At 70.5% G+C, this 14158-nt stretch carries 12 protein-coding genes; 2 read left to right on the top strand and 10 right to left on the bottom strand.

The features are described 5' to 3' along the window. Window positions 1-50: 50 nt before the first annotated feature. Complete coding sequence (locus tag ACH4G3_RS31750; RefSeq protein WP_397627728.1) at window positions 51-2117, top strand: pectinesterase family protein; 2067 nt, start codon at window positions 51-53, stop codon at window positions 2115-2117. A 57-nt stretch (window positions 2118-2174) separates the two neighbouring features. Here ACH4G3_RS31750 and ACH4G3_RS31745 read toward each other — a convergent pair whose 3' ends face one another. The 5 genes from ACH4G3_RS31745 to ACH4G3_RS31725 all read right to left on the bottom strand — a co-directional run bounded on the left by ACH4G3_RS31745 (window position 2175) and on the right by ACH4G3_RS31725 (window position 9416). Beyond that, window positions 2175-3197 carry a glycoside hydrolase family 5 protein gene (locus ACH4G3_RS31745; RefSeq protein ID WP_397627727.1) on the bottom strand — a complete coding sequence of 341 codons (1023 nt, stop codon included), beginning with the start codon at window positions 3195-3197 and terminating at the stop codon, window positions 2175-2177. A gap of 149 nt (window positions 3198-3346) precedes the next feature. After that, window positions 3347-4582: an LmeA family phospholipid-binding protein gene (locus ACH4G3_RS31740; protein WP_397627726.1), complete on the bottom strand. Its 1236-nt coding sequence runs from the start codon at window positions 4580-4582 to the stop codon at window positions 3347-3349. A 49-nt stretch (window positions 4583-4631) separates the two neighbouring features. Then, window positions 4632-6446 carry an Hsp70 family protein gene (locus ACH4G3_RS31735; protein WP_397627725.1) on the bottom strand — a complete coding sequence of 605 codons (1815 nt, stop codon included), beginning with the start codon at window positions 6444-6446 and terminating at the stop codon, window positions 4632-4634. Further along, window positions 6436-7554: a KAP family P-loop NTPase fold protein gene (locus tag ACH4G3_RS31730; protein WP_397627724.1), complete on the bottom strand. Its 1119-nt coding sequence runs from the start codon at window positions 7552-7554 to the stop codon at window positions 6436-6438. Before ACH4G3_RS31730 ends, ACH4G3_RS31735 begins: the two co-directional genes overlap by 11 nt. A gap of 38 nt (window positions 7555-7592) precedes the next feature. Continuing rightward, on the bottom strand, window positions 7593-9416 hold the full coding sequence (locus ACH4G3_RS31725; protein ID WP_397627723.1) for a bifunctional metallophosphatase/5'-nucleotidase: 1824 nt from the start codon (window positions 9414-9416) through the stop codon (window positions 7593-7595). Between the two features lie 144 nt (window positions 9417-9560). On the opposite strand from ACH4G3_RS31725, the gene mshD reads away from it, so the two are divergent. Next, window positions 9561-10487, top strand: coding sequence for a mycothiol synthase (gene mshD / locus ACH4G3_RS31720; RefSeq protein WP_397627722.1), 927 nt, complete (start codon window positions 9561-9563; stop codon window positions 10485-10487). Window positions 10488-10514: 27 nt separating this feature from the next. Here the strand turns inward: mshD and ACH4G3_RS31715 are convergent, their stop codons facing one another. From ACH4G3_RS31715 to ACH4G3_RS31695, 5 genes are all read right to left on the bottom strand, one after another. Continuing rightward, complete coding sequence (locus ACH4G3_RS31715; RefSeq protein WP_397627721.1) at window positions 10515-11195, bottom strand: NAD(P)H-dependent oxidoreductase; 681 nt, start codon at window positions 11193-11195, stop codon at window positions 10515-10517. Window positions 11196-11229: 34 nt separating this feature from the next. Beyond that, window positions 11230-11562 (bottom strand): ArsR/SmtB family transcription factor, encoded by a 333-nt coding sequence (locus ACH4G3_RS31710; RefSeq protein WP_354738717.1) that lies wholly within the window; start codon window positions 11560-11562, stop codon window positions 11230-11232. Between the two features lie 59 nt (window positions 11563-11621). Beyond that, window positions 11622-13094, bottom strand: a complete 1473-nt coding sequence (locus ACH4G3_RS31705; RefSeq protein ID WP_397627720.1) for a sensor histidine kinase — start codon at window positions 13092-13094, stop codon at window positions 11622-11624. Further along, window positions 13091-13828 carry a response regulator transcription factor gene (locus tag ACH4G3_RS31700; protein WP_397627719.1) on the bottom strand — a complete coding sequence of 246 codons (738 nt, stop codon included), beginning with the start codon at window positions 13826-13828 and terminating at the stop codon, window positions 13091-13093. The genes ACH4G3_RS31705 and ACH4G3_RS31700 overlap by 4 nt, the downstream gene beginning before the upstream one ends. A gap of 89 nt (window positions 13829-13917) precedes the next feature. Further along, on the bottom strand, window positions 13918-14130 hold the full coding sequence (locus ACH4G3_RS31695; protein WP_397627718.1) for a hypothetical protein: 213 nt from the start codon (window positions 14128-14130) through the stop codon (window positions 13918-13920). Window positions 14131-14158: the final 28 nt, after the last annotated feature.

Below are 14158 nucleotides of genomic sequence, written 5' to 3'. Positions count from 1 at the left end.
GGGGCGGCGACTGATCAGCGGTCATTCCCCCACACGGAACGGATCGCCGTATGAGTGAGCCGCACAGCAAGGCCCGTCATCGTCACCGCAGAAGCCGCACAGCCCTGGCGGTCGGGGTCCCCCTGGCCCTGACCGCCGCGGGCACCCTCGCCTACGGCACCGACCTCGGCGTCCTCGGGTCCACCGCCCAGGAGGCCTCCGCCGCCGCCCCGTCCTGGGCCACCGACACCGCCGACGGGTTCGCCTCCGTCAACTCCCTCGGGCAGAACGGGACGTACGGCGGGCGGGACGGCAAGACCGTCACCGTGAAGACGCAGGCCGAGCTGGAGAAGTACGCCACGGCCGCCGAGCCGTACGTCATCGTCGTCGCCGGCACGATCAACATGAACCCGGTCGGCAAAGAGATCAAGGTGCAGTCCGACAAGACCATCGTCGGGTCCGGGACCTCCGGGCACATCGTCGGCGGTGGGTTCTTCCTCGGGTCCGGGGTCCACAACGTGATCATTCGGAACCTGACCATCCGGGACTCGTACCAGGGCGTCTGGAACGACAAGGATCACGACTTCGACGCCATCCAGATGGACGGCGCCCACCACGTGTGGATCGATCACAACGATCTGCGGCACATGGCCGACGGGCTCATCGACGTCCGCAAGGACAGCACGAACGTCACCGTCTCCTGGAACAAGCTGAGCGACAACAACAAGACCTTCGGCATCGGCTGGACCGAGAACGTCAAGACGGACATCACGATCCACCACAACTGGATCCGCGAGACCGAGCAGCGCAACCCGTCCACCGACAACGCCGCCCACGCGCACCTCTACAACAACTTCCTGGAGGACGCCCCGGGCACGGACATCCAGTCGTCGTACGGCAACTACTCGCGCGGCGCCACCAAGATGGTCCTGGAGAACTCCCTCTTCCAGGGCGTCAAGAACCCCGTCATCAAGGACAGCGGCGCCGCGATCGTCCAGCGCGGGAACTCCTTCTCCGGCACCAGCGGGCGCAACGAGAGCGGCGGGACCGCCTTCGATCCGAAGGCCTACTACCCGTACTCCCTCGACAAGGCCGCCGACCTGCCGTCGATCCTCAAGTCCGGCGCCGGGCCCCGCGCTTCCATCGGCAAGACCGCCGCCGCCTCCACCAAGGCCGCCAAGGCCACCACTCTCACCGTGGCCAAGGACGGCAGCGGGCAGTACACGACCGTGCAGGCCGCCGTGAACGCCGTGCCGGCGAACAACCCCTCCCGCGTCGTGATCGCCGTCAAGCCGGGGACGTACCGGGAACTCGTCAAGGTGCCGTCCAACAAGCCGCACGTCACCATCCAGGGCACCGGCGGCAGCCGCAAGGACACGACGATCGTCTACAACAACGCCTCCGGTACGCCCAAGCCCGGCGGCGGTACGTACGGCACGGGCGGCAGCGCCACCGTCGCCGTCGAGGCCGACGACTTCCAGGCGCGCAACCTGACCATCTCCAACGACTTCGACGAGAAGGCCAACCAGAACCTGAGCGGGCACCAGGCCGTCGCGCTGCGGACCGCCGCCGACAAGGTCTTCCTGGACGGGATCATCGTCAGCGGCGACCAGGACACGCTGCTCCTCGACACCGCCGCCAAGGACCGGCTGGGCCGGGTCTACGTCGCCAACTCCTACGTCGTCGGCAACGTCGACTTCATCTTCGGGCGGGCCACGGCCGTCGTCGACAAGTCCGTCATCACGCTGAAGAAGCGCTGGGACGGCACCTCGGCCGGCTACGTCACCGCCCCGAGCACCGCCGCGAACCGAAAGGGCATCCTGATCGCCAACTCCACCGTGAACGGCGATGTGTCGGGCGGCAGCTTCTACCTCGGCCGGCCCTGGCACGCGGGCGGTGACGCCTCGCTCGACCCCCAGACCACGGTCCGCAACACCAGCCTGAGTGCCGCGATCAAGTCCACGCCGTGGACCGACATGAGCGGCTTCTCGTGGAAGGACGACCGGTTCGCCGAGTACAAGAACACCGGTGCGGGGGCGGGTTCGGCCAGCTCCAACCGGCCGCACCTGACCGACGCGCAGGCCGCGGACCAGGAGGTCGCGGACTGGCTCGCGGGCTGGACGCCCTCGGCGTCCTGAAGGCTCCCTTCCGGGTCCGGCTGACGAGCGGCGCCGGACCCGGAAGGGCCACCACCCTTACTGCTTCCAGGCGTAGTGCAGCCGGTCCAGGCCGCTCTGGTTGTTCACCGTCAGGCTGAGGTTCGTGCCCGTGCCCTGGAGCGTGGTGAGGGAGTAGGTGTCACCGTTGCGCAGGCCGGGCCAGTAGACCGAACCCAGTCCCATCTCGCGGATGGTGTCGGTCGCGGCCTGGATGTACGCGACCTCGTTGGAGCCGTTGACCGGGCCGTTGTAGTCCAGGCCGGTCGTCATGGACGCGCCGAACTCGTCGAGGATCGTGCGCGAGGCGCAGTCGCCGATGCGCGCCTTGAAGTCCTGCTTCCACTGGTCGACGCTGGTCCAGTCGGTGTGCCAGAAGCCGTAGTTGTGCAGGGCGATCCGGGTGCCGTTGAGGCGCGGGTCGGCGCAGACCGGCTTGACGTCCTCGCTGTACTTGTACCCGCCGATCAGCATCCGGTCGCGGGGCACGTTGCGGTGGGTGGTCACCCACTTCGCGGCGATGTCGGTCCACTCCTGGGCGGTGTAGCCGAACGGCTCGTTCATCGGCTCGAAGTACACCTTGGAGTTGCGGCCGTAGGCGGAGGTGATCCGCGCCCACATCTGGTCCCAGGAGGCCTGGTTGTCGATCTTGCCGTCCTTGGCGTTGTCGGCTTCCCAGTAGCCCAGGATGACCTTGAAGCCCTTGGCGGTGGCGGCGTCGATCGCGCCCCGGTACGACTTCCAGAACGGGCCGTTCACGGAGGTCGGGTTGACCGGGAGGCGGACGGTGTTGGCGCCCAGCTTGGAGAATCCGCCGATGATCGCCCTGGACTTGGCGTAGGTCGTGGCGTAGCTGTCGGAGGTGGACAGGCCCGAGGGCACGACCGCGTCGTCGGCGTAGTTGTCGCGCGGGTCGGCCCAGTTGACGCCCTTGAAGTCGCTGACGGGCGGCGGGGCGGAGGGGGAGGCGGCTGCGGGGGAGGCGAGAGCCCCACCGAATGCCGTGGCGCAGGCGAGCAGCGCCCCCAGACCGGCTGTCCCCCGATGAGTCTTTCGTGACACGACGTCCCCTTCTGAGCAGTACTTTCGAGCGAACCTCGCGTACAGATCGGCGGCTCGTTGGCTCCCGCAAACTAGAAGAGGACTCGAACAGAGGTCAACACATCTGCACACCAAATCTCATCAGGAACACAGGCTGCGGGCTCACGCCGCTACGAACCCACGGTCAGCCCCGAACCGGACACCCGCACCCGGATGCCGTCCTCCTCCACCCGTACGTCGTCCAGCCGTACGTCCCCCTGCTCCGGCTTCGGCAGTTCGAACGCCAGCGCCAGCCGGTCGGCCAGGACCGGGCGGGTCAGACCGGACAACTCGTCGAGGAGATTGGGGTCGAGCCCGATACGGCGGAGCACGTCGGGGTTGTCCAGGGCCAGGTCGATGAGGTTGAGGCGCTCGGCCTGGCGGGCGAACTTCGGGGAGCCGGTGAGCTCGGCGAGCTTGCCGTCGTCGGCCAGGGCCTCGCGCACGGTCGCCTCGGGGACGCCCATCCGCTGCACGATGGCCGGGACCGAGAGCAGCGCCTTGGCCTTGCGGGTTTCCCGGGCGAGGCCGGCGGTCCCCTTGGGCGTCAGGTGCAGGCCCTCGGAGGCGCGGGTGCCGGGCCGGTAGGTGGCCAGGTCCCCTATGTCGAGCCGCATGCCGCCGATCTCCGTGGCGATGCCCCGCTCGCCCTGCCGCTGGATCCGGGCCTCGGCGCGCAGCCGCAGGTCGTGTCCGGCGACGGGCAGGGTGCCGCGGGCCCGGACGCGGTCGCGGCCCTCGCCGGTGAACGTCACCTGGGAGGCGCCCAGTTCGCGGTTGAGGTCCTCGAAGGACAGCAGGACGTCCCCGTCGAACCGGGGGACGTGGGCGCCGCGCACGGACGTGAGGCCGTCGGCCTCCAGCCGGATGTCGTGCGCCGTGGCCGACACCTTCGCCAGGGAGACCCGGTCGGCGGCGACGTCCGGGACGGTCACCTTCACCGACTCCAGCCGCTTGTCGGCGAGTTGGCTGAGGAAGGGGAACCCGCCGATCTCCACCTCGGGCGCCGCCGCGAGGTCGAGCCGGTCCTTGAGCGTGTCGGCGGCGCGGTGCTCGGCGTACAGCACGGCCCAGCGGTCGCCGAGGGCGACGAAGGCGGCGAGCACGACCAGGCCGACCACCGCCTTCACCGCGAGCGGCAGCCCGGCGAAACGATTCCGCCGACGCCGGCCGCCACGGCGGTGGTCGGGCGGCGACCACTCCGGTTCCGCCTCGTCCCGCTGCTCGGCCTCCTCGCCGAGGAAGTCCTCCAGAGGGGTCTCCTCCAGCGGACCGTCGTCGAGTGCGCCGAGTTCCTCGTAGGGGTTGCGGGGCTGGTCGGAGCGGTCGTAGGGGTGATGCGTGTCCATGCGGTGGGGGGTGCGCATCGTCTCATCCGACCATGCGCACCGCCCCTGACCGCAACCTGAACCCCCGCTATGCGATCGATGTCACGGATGCCGGCGCTTCGGAGACGAAGCGCTCCACCTCCTGGGCGCGGTGGTCCATCTGTGCGGTGATCCGCTCCGCAACGTGCGTGACGACGCTGGTCACTTCGGCCGGATCCAGCTCCGCGTTCTGCAGCGTCGTGCGGATGAGCCGACGGGCGCCCGCCTCGGTCGCCCTCGGCAGACCCAGCGCCGCGGCGACGATGACTCCCGCGGCACCGAGTTTCATGAACAGCTGTCCGCCGCGTGCCACGAACCGCACCGCGTAGGGGAGCGCGTGTCCCATATTCTCGAACGTCCGCAGCACGGCCTGCGCCGCCCGGAGCGTGCGCCACATCGGGCGGATCCGCGCGCCGATGGCGGTCCCGATGATCCCGGGCAGTTCGAGGTCCACGGTGAACCGGTCGTCCCGGATGTCGTACGAGCGGCAGATGTCGAGTGCCATCGGCGTGAGTTCGGTGTTGAGCCGTACGCGCAGGCCGGCGAGGACCTCGTCCATGCCGGTGAGGCGGCGGATGAGCGCGTCGATGTCCTGTTCGTCCTGGAAGTCGGCGGACTCTTTGTCGGCCCTCTCCAGAAGGCGGGTCAGCAGGGTGTTCCTGGCCTGGTCGAAAGCGGAGAGCAGGCCGGAGCGGATCTTCTCCTCGAACTCGGGGCGGTCCTTCAGCCCCTGGATGTCGCGCCGGAACCGGGCCACGTTGACCCGGTGCCGTCCGACGCTGGCGAGCCCCCGGGTCACCGACAGCGAGGGGTCGTTGTCGTTCTCGACGGTGGCCCCGGGGAACGCGTCGAGACACAGCCGGCGCACCACGGGCATGCGGGAACCGCCTCCGGTGAGCACCACCAGCTCGGGCTCGTCCGCGCCGAGCAGCTCGCGCACCTCCGCCAGGACGCCCGCGAACCGCTCCGCCCAGCCGCCCCGGTCGCGCACCACGTGCTCGGGGATGTTCTGCTGCCTGAGCCAGCCGATGGCGGGGACCAGGAACGGCGTGAACCGGCGGTCGCAGCCTGCCTGGAGATCCTGGAGGCGTACGTCGTCCCCGCCGAACTGCGCCTCCTTGGCCCGGCGGCACACGAGCCGCAGCATCTCCGGCGCGCCGTCCTGGCCGAGTGCCGCGGTGAACTGCTCGTTCGCCCGGAACGCCGCCCGCACCCGCTCGACGAGTTCGTTGTCGATCAGGGCGCAGCCGAGGCCGGAGCCCACCGGCAGGTTCCGCGGGACGAGGTCGGCCACGAACGTGAAGTCGGTCGTGGAGGAGCCGATGTCGACGACCAGGACCCGGTCGAGCCCGCGCGGGTCACGCCGTCCGGCCCTGCGGTCCCTGACGTGGACGAGGGCGGACTGGGACTCCGCGACGAGCTGGACGGGCAGCCGCATCGACGAGAAGTGCTCGCGGTACGCCGTGACCGAGGGGGCGTCCCACCCCGTGGGGTGGCCGACGTACACCGCGCAGTCGCCCCTGACCTCCGGGTGTGCGGCGAAGAACTCGGTGAGGAGGACCTGCGCGAACTGCACGGCCTCCGGGGCGACGAGCCCCTGCGGATCGGGCCGCGTCTTGAAGTTGACGCTGAAGTGCAGCGCGTTCCTCGCCAGCACCGCGGCCTCGCCGATGACATACCGGTGGCCGCCCTGCTCCAGGGGTTCGCGCCCCAGGGCCGTCACGATGGCGGTGCCCTCGGTTCCCCTGGTGTAGATCTCCGCCTTGCCGCGCCTGTGCGTGGGCACCCAGCACAGGGAGCTCTCCCCGTCGCCGAGGTCCAGGCCGACCGCGTACCGGACCTCGGATTCGCTGTCAGCCGACATGGGCGTCGCCCTCGCCGGTGAGCGCTCCGCCGGTGACGGTGAGCACCTCGGTCAGCAGTCTGAGCACGCTGGCCGTCGGAGGGGGCGGGAAGGAGAACCCCGTACGCCGGGACGACACGGTGGCGATCAGCCGCCGCACCCCCGGGTTCCGCGCGGCGAGCTCCCCGTCGCGGCCGCCGAGCTCCGACTTCGTGAACTCGGCGTCGTCGAACCGTGCCCAGACCCCGGGATCGTTCTGCAGGGCGGAGAAGAAGTCCGGGAACTTGATCTGCAGGGCGAGCAGGACGCCCGCGTGGAGCAGGCGGTCGCTGCCGGGCCGGCCGTCGTGCTGCTGGAGTGTCAGGACCGTGTGGTTCAGGCCGTTGATGAAGCGGCGCACCCGCCGCGGATTGGCCGCGAACGCGACCTCGATGAGCTCCCAGAGCTCCCGCGAGGCGCCCATCGCCGGATCCGTGACCTCGTTGCTGAGCTGCTGGTACAGCAACTCGAAGGGGATGCCCGGCAGATGGAACGGGAAGTGGATCAGCTTCTCCAGGTACTGCCGCCCGCGCGCGCCGTCCGTGCCCTCCCGGTCGAACCGCTTGGCGGCGGCCTCGGCGACGACCTGGTAGTCCATGGCGAGCACGAAGACGCAGGAGCCCTCTCCCAGGAAGAGCTTCAGGGAGTCGAGCACGGTGATCGCCGCTTCCTCGTGGCAGCGGTCCAGGTCGTCGACGAACAGGACGAGCCGGCCTCCGTCGGCGTAGATGTCGACGACCTCGCGGAAGTCCTGCTCGAAGCGGTTGACGTGCAGATACGTCTCCGCCCCCGGTGCGGTGAGCGCGCTCTGGACGGCGTCGACGTCCTCGGGGGCCAGGAAACCCGCCGTCAGCGGGCCGGCCGCCCTGCGGGCGAGCAGCCAGGCCGCCGCCTGACTGAGCCGCTTGACCGTGCCAAGCGCCGCGGACAGCCGCTCCTGCCGTGTCTCCTCACCGGCCTCCCGCCGTCTGTCCAGGTCGACGGCTATCTCGGTGAGGACGGTCTGGATGAGAGCGTGCCAATGGTGGGGAGAGGGGCCCGGCGATCGCCGTAACGCGGCCGGAACGACAACGGGGCCGGTGGTGTGCACCGGCCCCGTGCCAAGCCCCCGGGGGAGGCTCTCTCGGTCTACTGGACGATCGCGATACGGTCCGCCTTCGGCGGGGCCAGCGGGTTCGCGGCCGAGGAGTTGGCCGTGAGGTACTGCTCCAGCGCGGTCAGGTCGTCGGCGCCGACGACGTCGTTCGTGCCCTGGCCGAGCGTGGGGAAGCCGTCGCCGCCGCCCGCGAGGAAGCTGTTCGTCGCGACGCGGTAGGTGGCCGCCGGATCGATGGCCTTGCCGTCCAGCTTGACCGAGTCGGTGACGACCCGGTCGGCGCCGGACTTGGTGAGGTCCAGCGTGTACGTGAGGCCGGACGACACCTGGAGGACCTTGGGCGCCGCCGCGTTCGGGCCGGTCACCTGCTCCTTCAGCACCTGGATCAGCTGCGCGCCCGTGAAGTCCTGGAGGTTCACGGTGTTGGCGAACGGCTGGACCGTGAAGCCCTCGGCGTACGTCACCACACCGTCGCCCTCACCGGCCTTGGCCGCGTACGTCAGCGGTGCCCGGATGCCGCCGGGGTTCATCAGCGCCAGGTCGGTCTCCGGGTCGAGCTGCTTGCCGTGGGCGAGCTGGGCGTCGGCGATGAGGTCGCCGAGCGGGGACTCGGTGCCGGTGTTGCCGATGTCGCCGGCGATGTGGCCGATCGCGCGGTTGCCGATCGGGGCCGCCAGGGTGTTCCACTTGCTGATCAGCTCGGTCATGTCGGGCGCCTTGGGGACGTCCCGGGTGACCACGTGGTTCGCGGACTTCACGGCCGTACGGGCGATGTCGCCGGTCTTCCGGTCGTACGTCAGCGTCGTGTCGGTGTAGAGGCGGCCGAAGGACGCGGCCGAGGTGACCATGCGGGGCTTGCCCGCCGGGTCGTCGATCGTGCACACGTACGCGCTGTGGGTGTGGCCGGTGACCAGCGCGTCCACCTGCGGCGTGACGTTCTTGGCGATGTCGACGATCGGGCCGGACACGCCGTCGCCCGCGCCCGGGGCGTCGCAGTCGTAGTTGTACGACGTCGACGCCGGGAAGCCGCCCTCGTGGATGAGCGCGACGATCGACTTCACGCCCTGCTTCTGGAGCACCTTGGCGTACTTGTTGATCGTCTCGGTCTCGTCCTTGAAGGACAGGCCCTTGACGCCCTCGGCGGAGACGATGTCCGGGGTGCCCTCCAGCGTCACGCCGATGAAGCCGACCTTGACGCCGTTCTTCTTCCACACCCAGTAGGGCTTGAGGATCGGCTTCTTCGTCTTCTCGTCGAGGACGTTGGCGGCCAGGTAGGGGAAGTCGGCGCCCGTGAACTTCTGGTTCCCGTAGCAGCCGTCCTTCGGGTGGCAGCCGCCGTTCTGCAGGCGGGCCAGCTCCTTGGCGCCCTCGTCGAACTCGTGGTTGCCGACGGACGTGACGTCGAGGTCGAGCTTGTTCAGCGCCTCGATGGTCGGCTCGTCGTGGAAGAGGCCGGAGATCAGCGGGGAGGCGCCGACCATGTCGCCGCCGGCCGCGGTGATGGAGTACTTCTCGCCCTTGCGGGCCTGGCGCAGATGGGTGGCGAGGTACTCGACACCGCCCGCGTCGATGGTCTTCGTCGTGCCGTCGTGCTGGTGTTCGGTGACGCGGCCGGAGGAGCCGGCGGGCGGCTCCAGGTTGCCGTGCAGGTCGTTGAAGGACAGCAACTGGACGTCCTGGTAGCGGCCCGGCCAGTGGCCGCCCCCGCCGTGGTTCTCTCCGGCCGACGCCGACCCGGGCACCGTCGCCGCGGCCAGTGCGCCGACGGTGGCGACACCGGCGGCGAGAGCGACGAGACGGTTCGTACGACGTCTGCGGCGCTCCTGGTGCGCCGGTGCCGGTGAAGTGGCTGGCATACGCCCCCCTGTGGGTCTGCTGGGACAGTGATGTCGTCCGGCGCAGCCTAGAGTCAACGCGCGTAGCGCGACAGAGCTTTCGTGGTTACATCCTGATTGCTTCTTGCCGCTGATTTGCCGCTGGTCCCCCGTACCCTCGTACGCATGACCAGCGACGACACCGCACGGCCCGGACGCCCCCGCTCGATCGACACGTATGCCGCACTCTCCGCGGAGCAGACCGAGGCCGTCCTCGGACTGCTCGACGAGGCCGCCCGCACCGACGGGCAGCAGGCGGTCTCCGAACAGGGCCGGTTGCAGCTGCGCGGTGGCGAACGCGCGGGCGTGGCCCATCTGCTGCTCACTGTCGACGGCGAACTCGTCGGGTACGCCCAGTTGGAGGACACCGACCCGGTGGAGCCGCCGGCCGCCGAGCTGGTCGTGCACCCCGGGCACCGGGGCCAGGGGCACGGGCGGGCGCTGGGTTCCGCGCTGCTGGCCGCGTCCGGCAAGCGGCTGCGGGTGTGGGCGCACGGCGGCCACTCCGCCGCCCGGCACCTCGCGCAGGTCCTCGGCCTGACCCTGTTCCGCGAACTGCGCCAGATGCGGCGCCCGTTGACCGGCTTCGACGCGCCCGAACCGGTCCTCCCCGAGGGCGTCACCGTCCGCACCTTCGTCCCCGGCCGGGACGACGCGGCCTGGCTCGCCGTCAACGCCGCCGCCTTCGCCCACCACCCCGAGCAGGGCTCACTCACCCAGCGGGACCTCGACGACCGCAAGGCCGAGCCGTGGTTCGATCCCGCGGGGTTCTTCCTGGCCTTCCGCGGCGACGAACTCATCGGCTTCCACTGGACCAAGGTCCACGCCGAAGAGGGCCTGGGCGAGGTGTACGTCCTCGGCGTCGCCCCCGGCGCCCAGGGCGGCGGCCTCGGCAAGTCCCTGACGACGATCGGCCTGCGGCACCTGGCGGACCGGGGGCTGCCGACCGCGATGCTGTACGTCGACGCCGACAACACGGCGGCTGTGTCGGTGTACGAGCGGCTGGGGTTCGTCACGCACGAAGTGGATCTGATGTACCGGACGGAGACGTGACGGTGCCGGCCGCGGACGGTGCCGGCATCAGCCCACGGTGGCTCCGGCATCGGCCGCGACGCGCGCGACGGACTCCCTGACCGCGTCCAGCGCCGCGGCTCGTTCCTGGTCGGTCATACGGGCGGGGCCGTACGTGATCACTGGCTCCAGGACCTGGAAGCCGACGAACTCCAGCATTCCTCGGTGGATGTGGAACAGGAAGTCGTCCATCGGGCCGAAGGCGCCACCGGGCCGGAACGACTCGCTGGGCCCGCCGGTCGTGAACAGCAGCATCGCGCGCTTCCCGGCGAGCGCCGCGTCGCCGAAGAGCCCGTGGCCGCCGCCGAAGACCCCGCCCATCACGAAGACCCGGTCCACCCATCCCTTGAGGACGGCCGGCAGCGAGAACCACCACATCGGGAACGACAGCACGAGCAGATCGGCGGCGAGCAGCCGGTCGAGATGGGCCCGGACGGCCGCGTCGAGCGTCCCCTCCTCGACCGCGCGCAGCTGCTCGGCCTGCGGCTTGAACGGGTCCTTGACCGGTGCGAACTCCTCACGGGAGAGCACCGGCGCCCAGCCGTCGGCGTAGAGGTCCAGGACGTCGACCCGGTACCCGGCCGCGCGCAGGGACTCAGCCGCGGCGGTCATCTGGGCGGTGCTGAACGAGCGGGGCTCGGGGTGGGCGTGAACGATCAGGGCTGTGGGCGCAGCAGTGAAGGTCGACATGAAGAGATCATATCGACGTATCGCGATTCGTCAATTAGAGAGTGGTGCCGATGGCCCGTGCCAGCCGTGCCAGCCGCTCTTCGTCGCGCCGGTAGTGGGTCCACTTGCCCACCCGGGTGGGACGCACGAGTCCCGCCCGTTCGAGCGTGCTCATGTAGCTGGAGACCGTCGACTGGGCGAGTCCCGCCTTCGCCTGGATGTGCGTGACGCACACGCCGACCGCCCGGCGGTCCGCGATCGGCTCGTACTCACCGAAGTGCGCTTCGGGATCCTTCAGCCACTGCATGATCTGCAGTCGGGCAGGGTTGCCGAGGGCCTTGAACACCTCGATCAGATCGCCCGGATCCAGTTCCGCCGTCGCGGCCATGCGTCACCCTCCTCGCCCGTCAGTGCGACACACCACGATATATCGATATCGGATCCGCGCTATGCGTCGGCGAAGGTGAGGCTGTCGGGCGGTGGTACGGCCGCCCCCGGCAGCCGTACCGTAGCCACCGTGCCGCTCCCCTCCGCCGGGGCCAGCGACACCTCGCCGCCCGCCTGCTGCACCGTGCGTGCCACGATCGACAGGCCGAGGCCCGAGCCGGGCAGCGCTCGTGCGCTCGGGGAGCGCCAGAAGCGGTCGAAGACGTGGGGGAGTTCGTCGGCGGGGATGCCCGGGCCGTGGTCGCGGACCGTCAGGGTGCCCTCGGACAGCCGTACCTCGATCGTGCCGCCCTCCGGGCTGAACTTCACGGCGTTGTCGAGGATGTTGACCACCGCCCGTTCCAGGGCGGAGGGTTCCGCCCGGACGAACCAGGGCTGGACGTCCGCCGTGATCGTCAGTTCCGGGCCGCGCAGCCGCGCTCGCCGCAGCGCCGAGTCGACGATGTCGTGCCAGGCGATGATCTGCGTCCGGCCCGAGTGCAGGCCCGTGTCCGGCCGGGACAGCTCCTGCAGGTCGCCGATGAGCGCGGCCAGCTCCGTCATCTGCGCCTTCACCGACGCGAGGAGCGCCTTGCGGTCCGCCTCGGGGATGGGGCGGCCCGTCTCCTCGCTGCGGGTGAGGAGCTCGATGTTGGTGCGGAGGGAGGTGAGCGGAGTACGGAGTTCGTGGCCGGCGTCCGCGATGAGCTGTTGCTGGAGGTCGCGGGAGCTGGCCAGGGCCGAGGTCATGGAGTTGAACGAGTGGGAGAGCCGGGCCACCTCGTCCTCGCTGTCCTCGTCCACCGGGATGCGGATGCCCAGGTCCTCCGTGCGGGCCACGTGCTCGACGGCCTCGGTGAGTTTGTCGACCGGGCGCAGGCCCGCCCGGGCCACCGTCAGTCCGGCCGCCCCGGCGCCCACCACACCCACGCCCGAGACCAGCAGCAGGATCAGCGCCAGTTCGTTGAGCGTCGACTCCGTTCCCTTCAGGGGGACGGCGATGACCAGCGCGTAGTCGGCGGCCACACCCTGCTGGAACGGCCCGTCCTTGACGACGACCGCCGTGGTCAGGACCCGCACCGAGTTGCCGTCGCTGTCGGTGCCGTTGCGCAGCTTGGCGGTCGTGGGGTCGGGGTTCTTGGCCACCTCCTTGTCGGCGCCCGTGACCTTCACCTGGGGCATGAGGTTGCTGAACAGGCAGACCCTGCCGTCGGACCTGACCACCTGCGCGTAGGTCTGCGGGCGCGGCGCCCCGCCGAGGGTGCTCGACGGCTTCTGGGGGCACGTCTTCGTCAGCGCGTCGAAATCGTCCGCCTGAAGGGTCCGGAACGACGACTTCAGGTCCCCGTCCACCTGGTCGTACAACTTCCCCTGCACGATGAACCAGCAGGTCACCGAGACCGCCGCCACCGCGAACGCCACCGCCGCCGCCACCAGCAGCGCCAGCCGGGACCGGATCGGCAGCGAGCGGAACCGGCGTACCACCTTGTTCACTCCGCGCCGCCCTGCCGCAACACGTAGCCCACACCCCGCACCGTGTGCACGAGGCGCGGCTCGCCGCCCGCCTCGGTCTTGCGGCGCAGGTACATCACGTACACGTCCAGGGAGTTCGACGACGGCTCGAAGTCGAAGCCCCAGACCGCCTTGAGGATCTGCTCCCGGGTGAGGACCTGGCGCGGGTGCGCCATGAACATCTCCAGCAGCGTGAACTCCGTACGGGTCAGCTCCACCTGGCGGCCGCCCCGGGTGACCTCGCGCGTCGCGAGGTCCATGCGCAGGTCGGCGAAGGCGAGGACGTCCTCGTCGTCCGGCGAGCCCGCGCCGACGGCCGCCGCGTAGGAGCTGCGGCGCAGCAGCGCGCGGATACGGGCGAAGAGTTCGTCCAGTTCGAAGGGCTTGACCAGGTAGTCGTCGGCGCCCGCGTCGAGGCCCGTGACCCGGTCGCCGACCGTGTCGCGGGCCGTGAGCATGAGGATCGGGGTCGTGTCGCCGGTGCCGCGGATGCGGCGCGCCGCCGTCAGGCCGTCCATGCGGGGCATCTGGATGTCCAGGACCACCAGGTCGGGCCGGTACGCCGCCGCCTTCTCCAGGGCGTCCGCGCCGTCGACCGCGACCTCGGTCCCGTACCCCTCGAAGGCGAGGCTGCGCTGGAGTGCTTCGCGTACCGCCGGCTCGTCGTCGACGATCAGGATGCGCTGGGAGTCACGGTCGCCGTCTGCGGGGCTCATGGGTCGGGGTCCTCGGGTGTGGTGTGACGGGGCGGGGTGTCGCTGACGCTCTCAGCCTCGCACGCCGGCGGGGCGGGCCGGGAGCAGGATCAGCCCCGTACCTTGCGGCGCCGGACGGCGGCGGCTCGGCGGGCGGCGGCCTGGCGGGCGGCGGTCCGGCGCGCGGGGCGGTCCTCGGCCGGCGCCACCTCGACGGCCCGCGACGCCGTCGCCGGTGCGTGCAGTTCGTACGCCACCGCCAGCGCCAGTGCGAACCCCGCCGGATCGGCCCCCGGCACCGTGTGCGGAACCTGCTGGATCATCGCCGTACTCCTCGGATCCGGTGGAAAC

Source organism: Streptomyces afghaniensis (genome assembly GCF_044327915.1).
GTDB lineage: Bacteria > Actinomycetota > Actinomycetes > Streptomycetales > Streptomycetaceae > Streptomyces > Streptomyces afghaniensis.
Note: the sequence above shows the minus strand (reverse complement) of the source record. Positions and strands in the feature narration are given on the sequence as shown.

Excerpts from the sequence above, each read along its gene's own strand:
- ACH4G3_RS31750 (WP_397627728.1), top strand. The coding sequence starts at position 51 with ATGAGTGAGCCGCACAGCAAGGCCCGTCATCGTCACCGCAGAAGCCGC.
- ACH4G3_RS31740 (WP_397627726.1), bottom strand. The coding sequence starts at position 4,582 with ATGCGCACCCCCCACCGCATGGACACGCATCACCCCTACGACCGCTCC.
- ACH4G3_RS31735 (WP_397627725.1), bottom strand. The coding sequence starts at position 6,446 with ATGTCGGCTGACAGCGAATCCGAGGTCCGGTACGCGGTCGGCCTGGAC.
- ACH4G3_RS31725 (WP_397627723.1), bottom strand. The coding sequence starts at position 9,416 with ATGCCAGCCACTTCACCGGCACCGGCGCACCAGGAGCGCCGCAGACGT.
- mshD (WP_397627722.1), top strand. The coding sequence starts at position 9,561 with ATGACCAGCGACGACACCGCACGGCCCGGACGCCCCCGCTCGATCGAC.
- ACH4G3_RS31715 (WP_397627721.1), bottom strand. The coding sequence starts at position 11,195 with ATGTCGACCTTCACTGCTGCGCCCACAGCCCTGATCGTTCACGCCCAC.
- ACH4G3_RS31710 (WP_354738717.1), bottom strand. The coding sequence starts at position 11,562 with ATGGCCGCGACGGCGGAACTGGATCCGGGCGATCTGATCGAGGTGTTC.
- ACH4G3_RS31700 (WP_397627719.1), bottom strand. The coding sequence starts at position 13,828 with ATGAGCCCCGCAGACGGCGACCGTGACTCCCAGCGCATCCTGATCGTC.
- ACH4G3_RS31695 (WP_397627718.1), bottom strand. The coding sequence starts at position 14,130 with ATGATCCAGCAGGTTCCGCACACGGTGCCGGGGGCCGATCCGGCGGGG.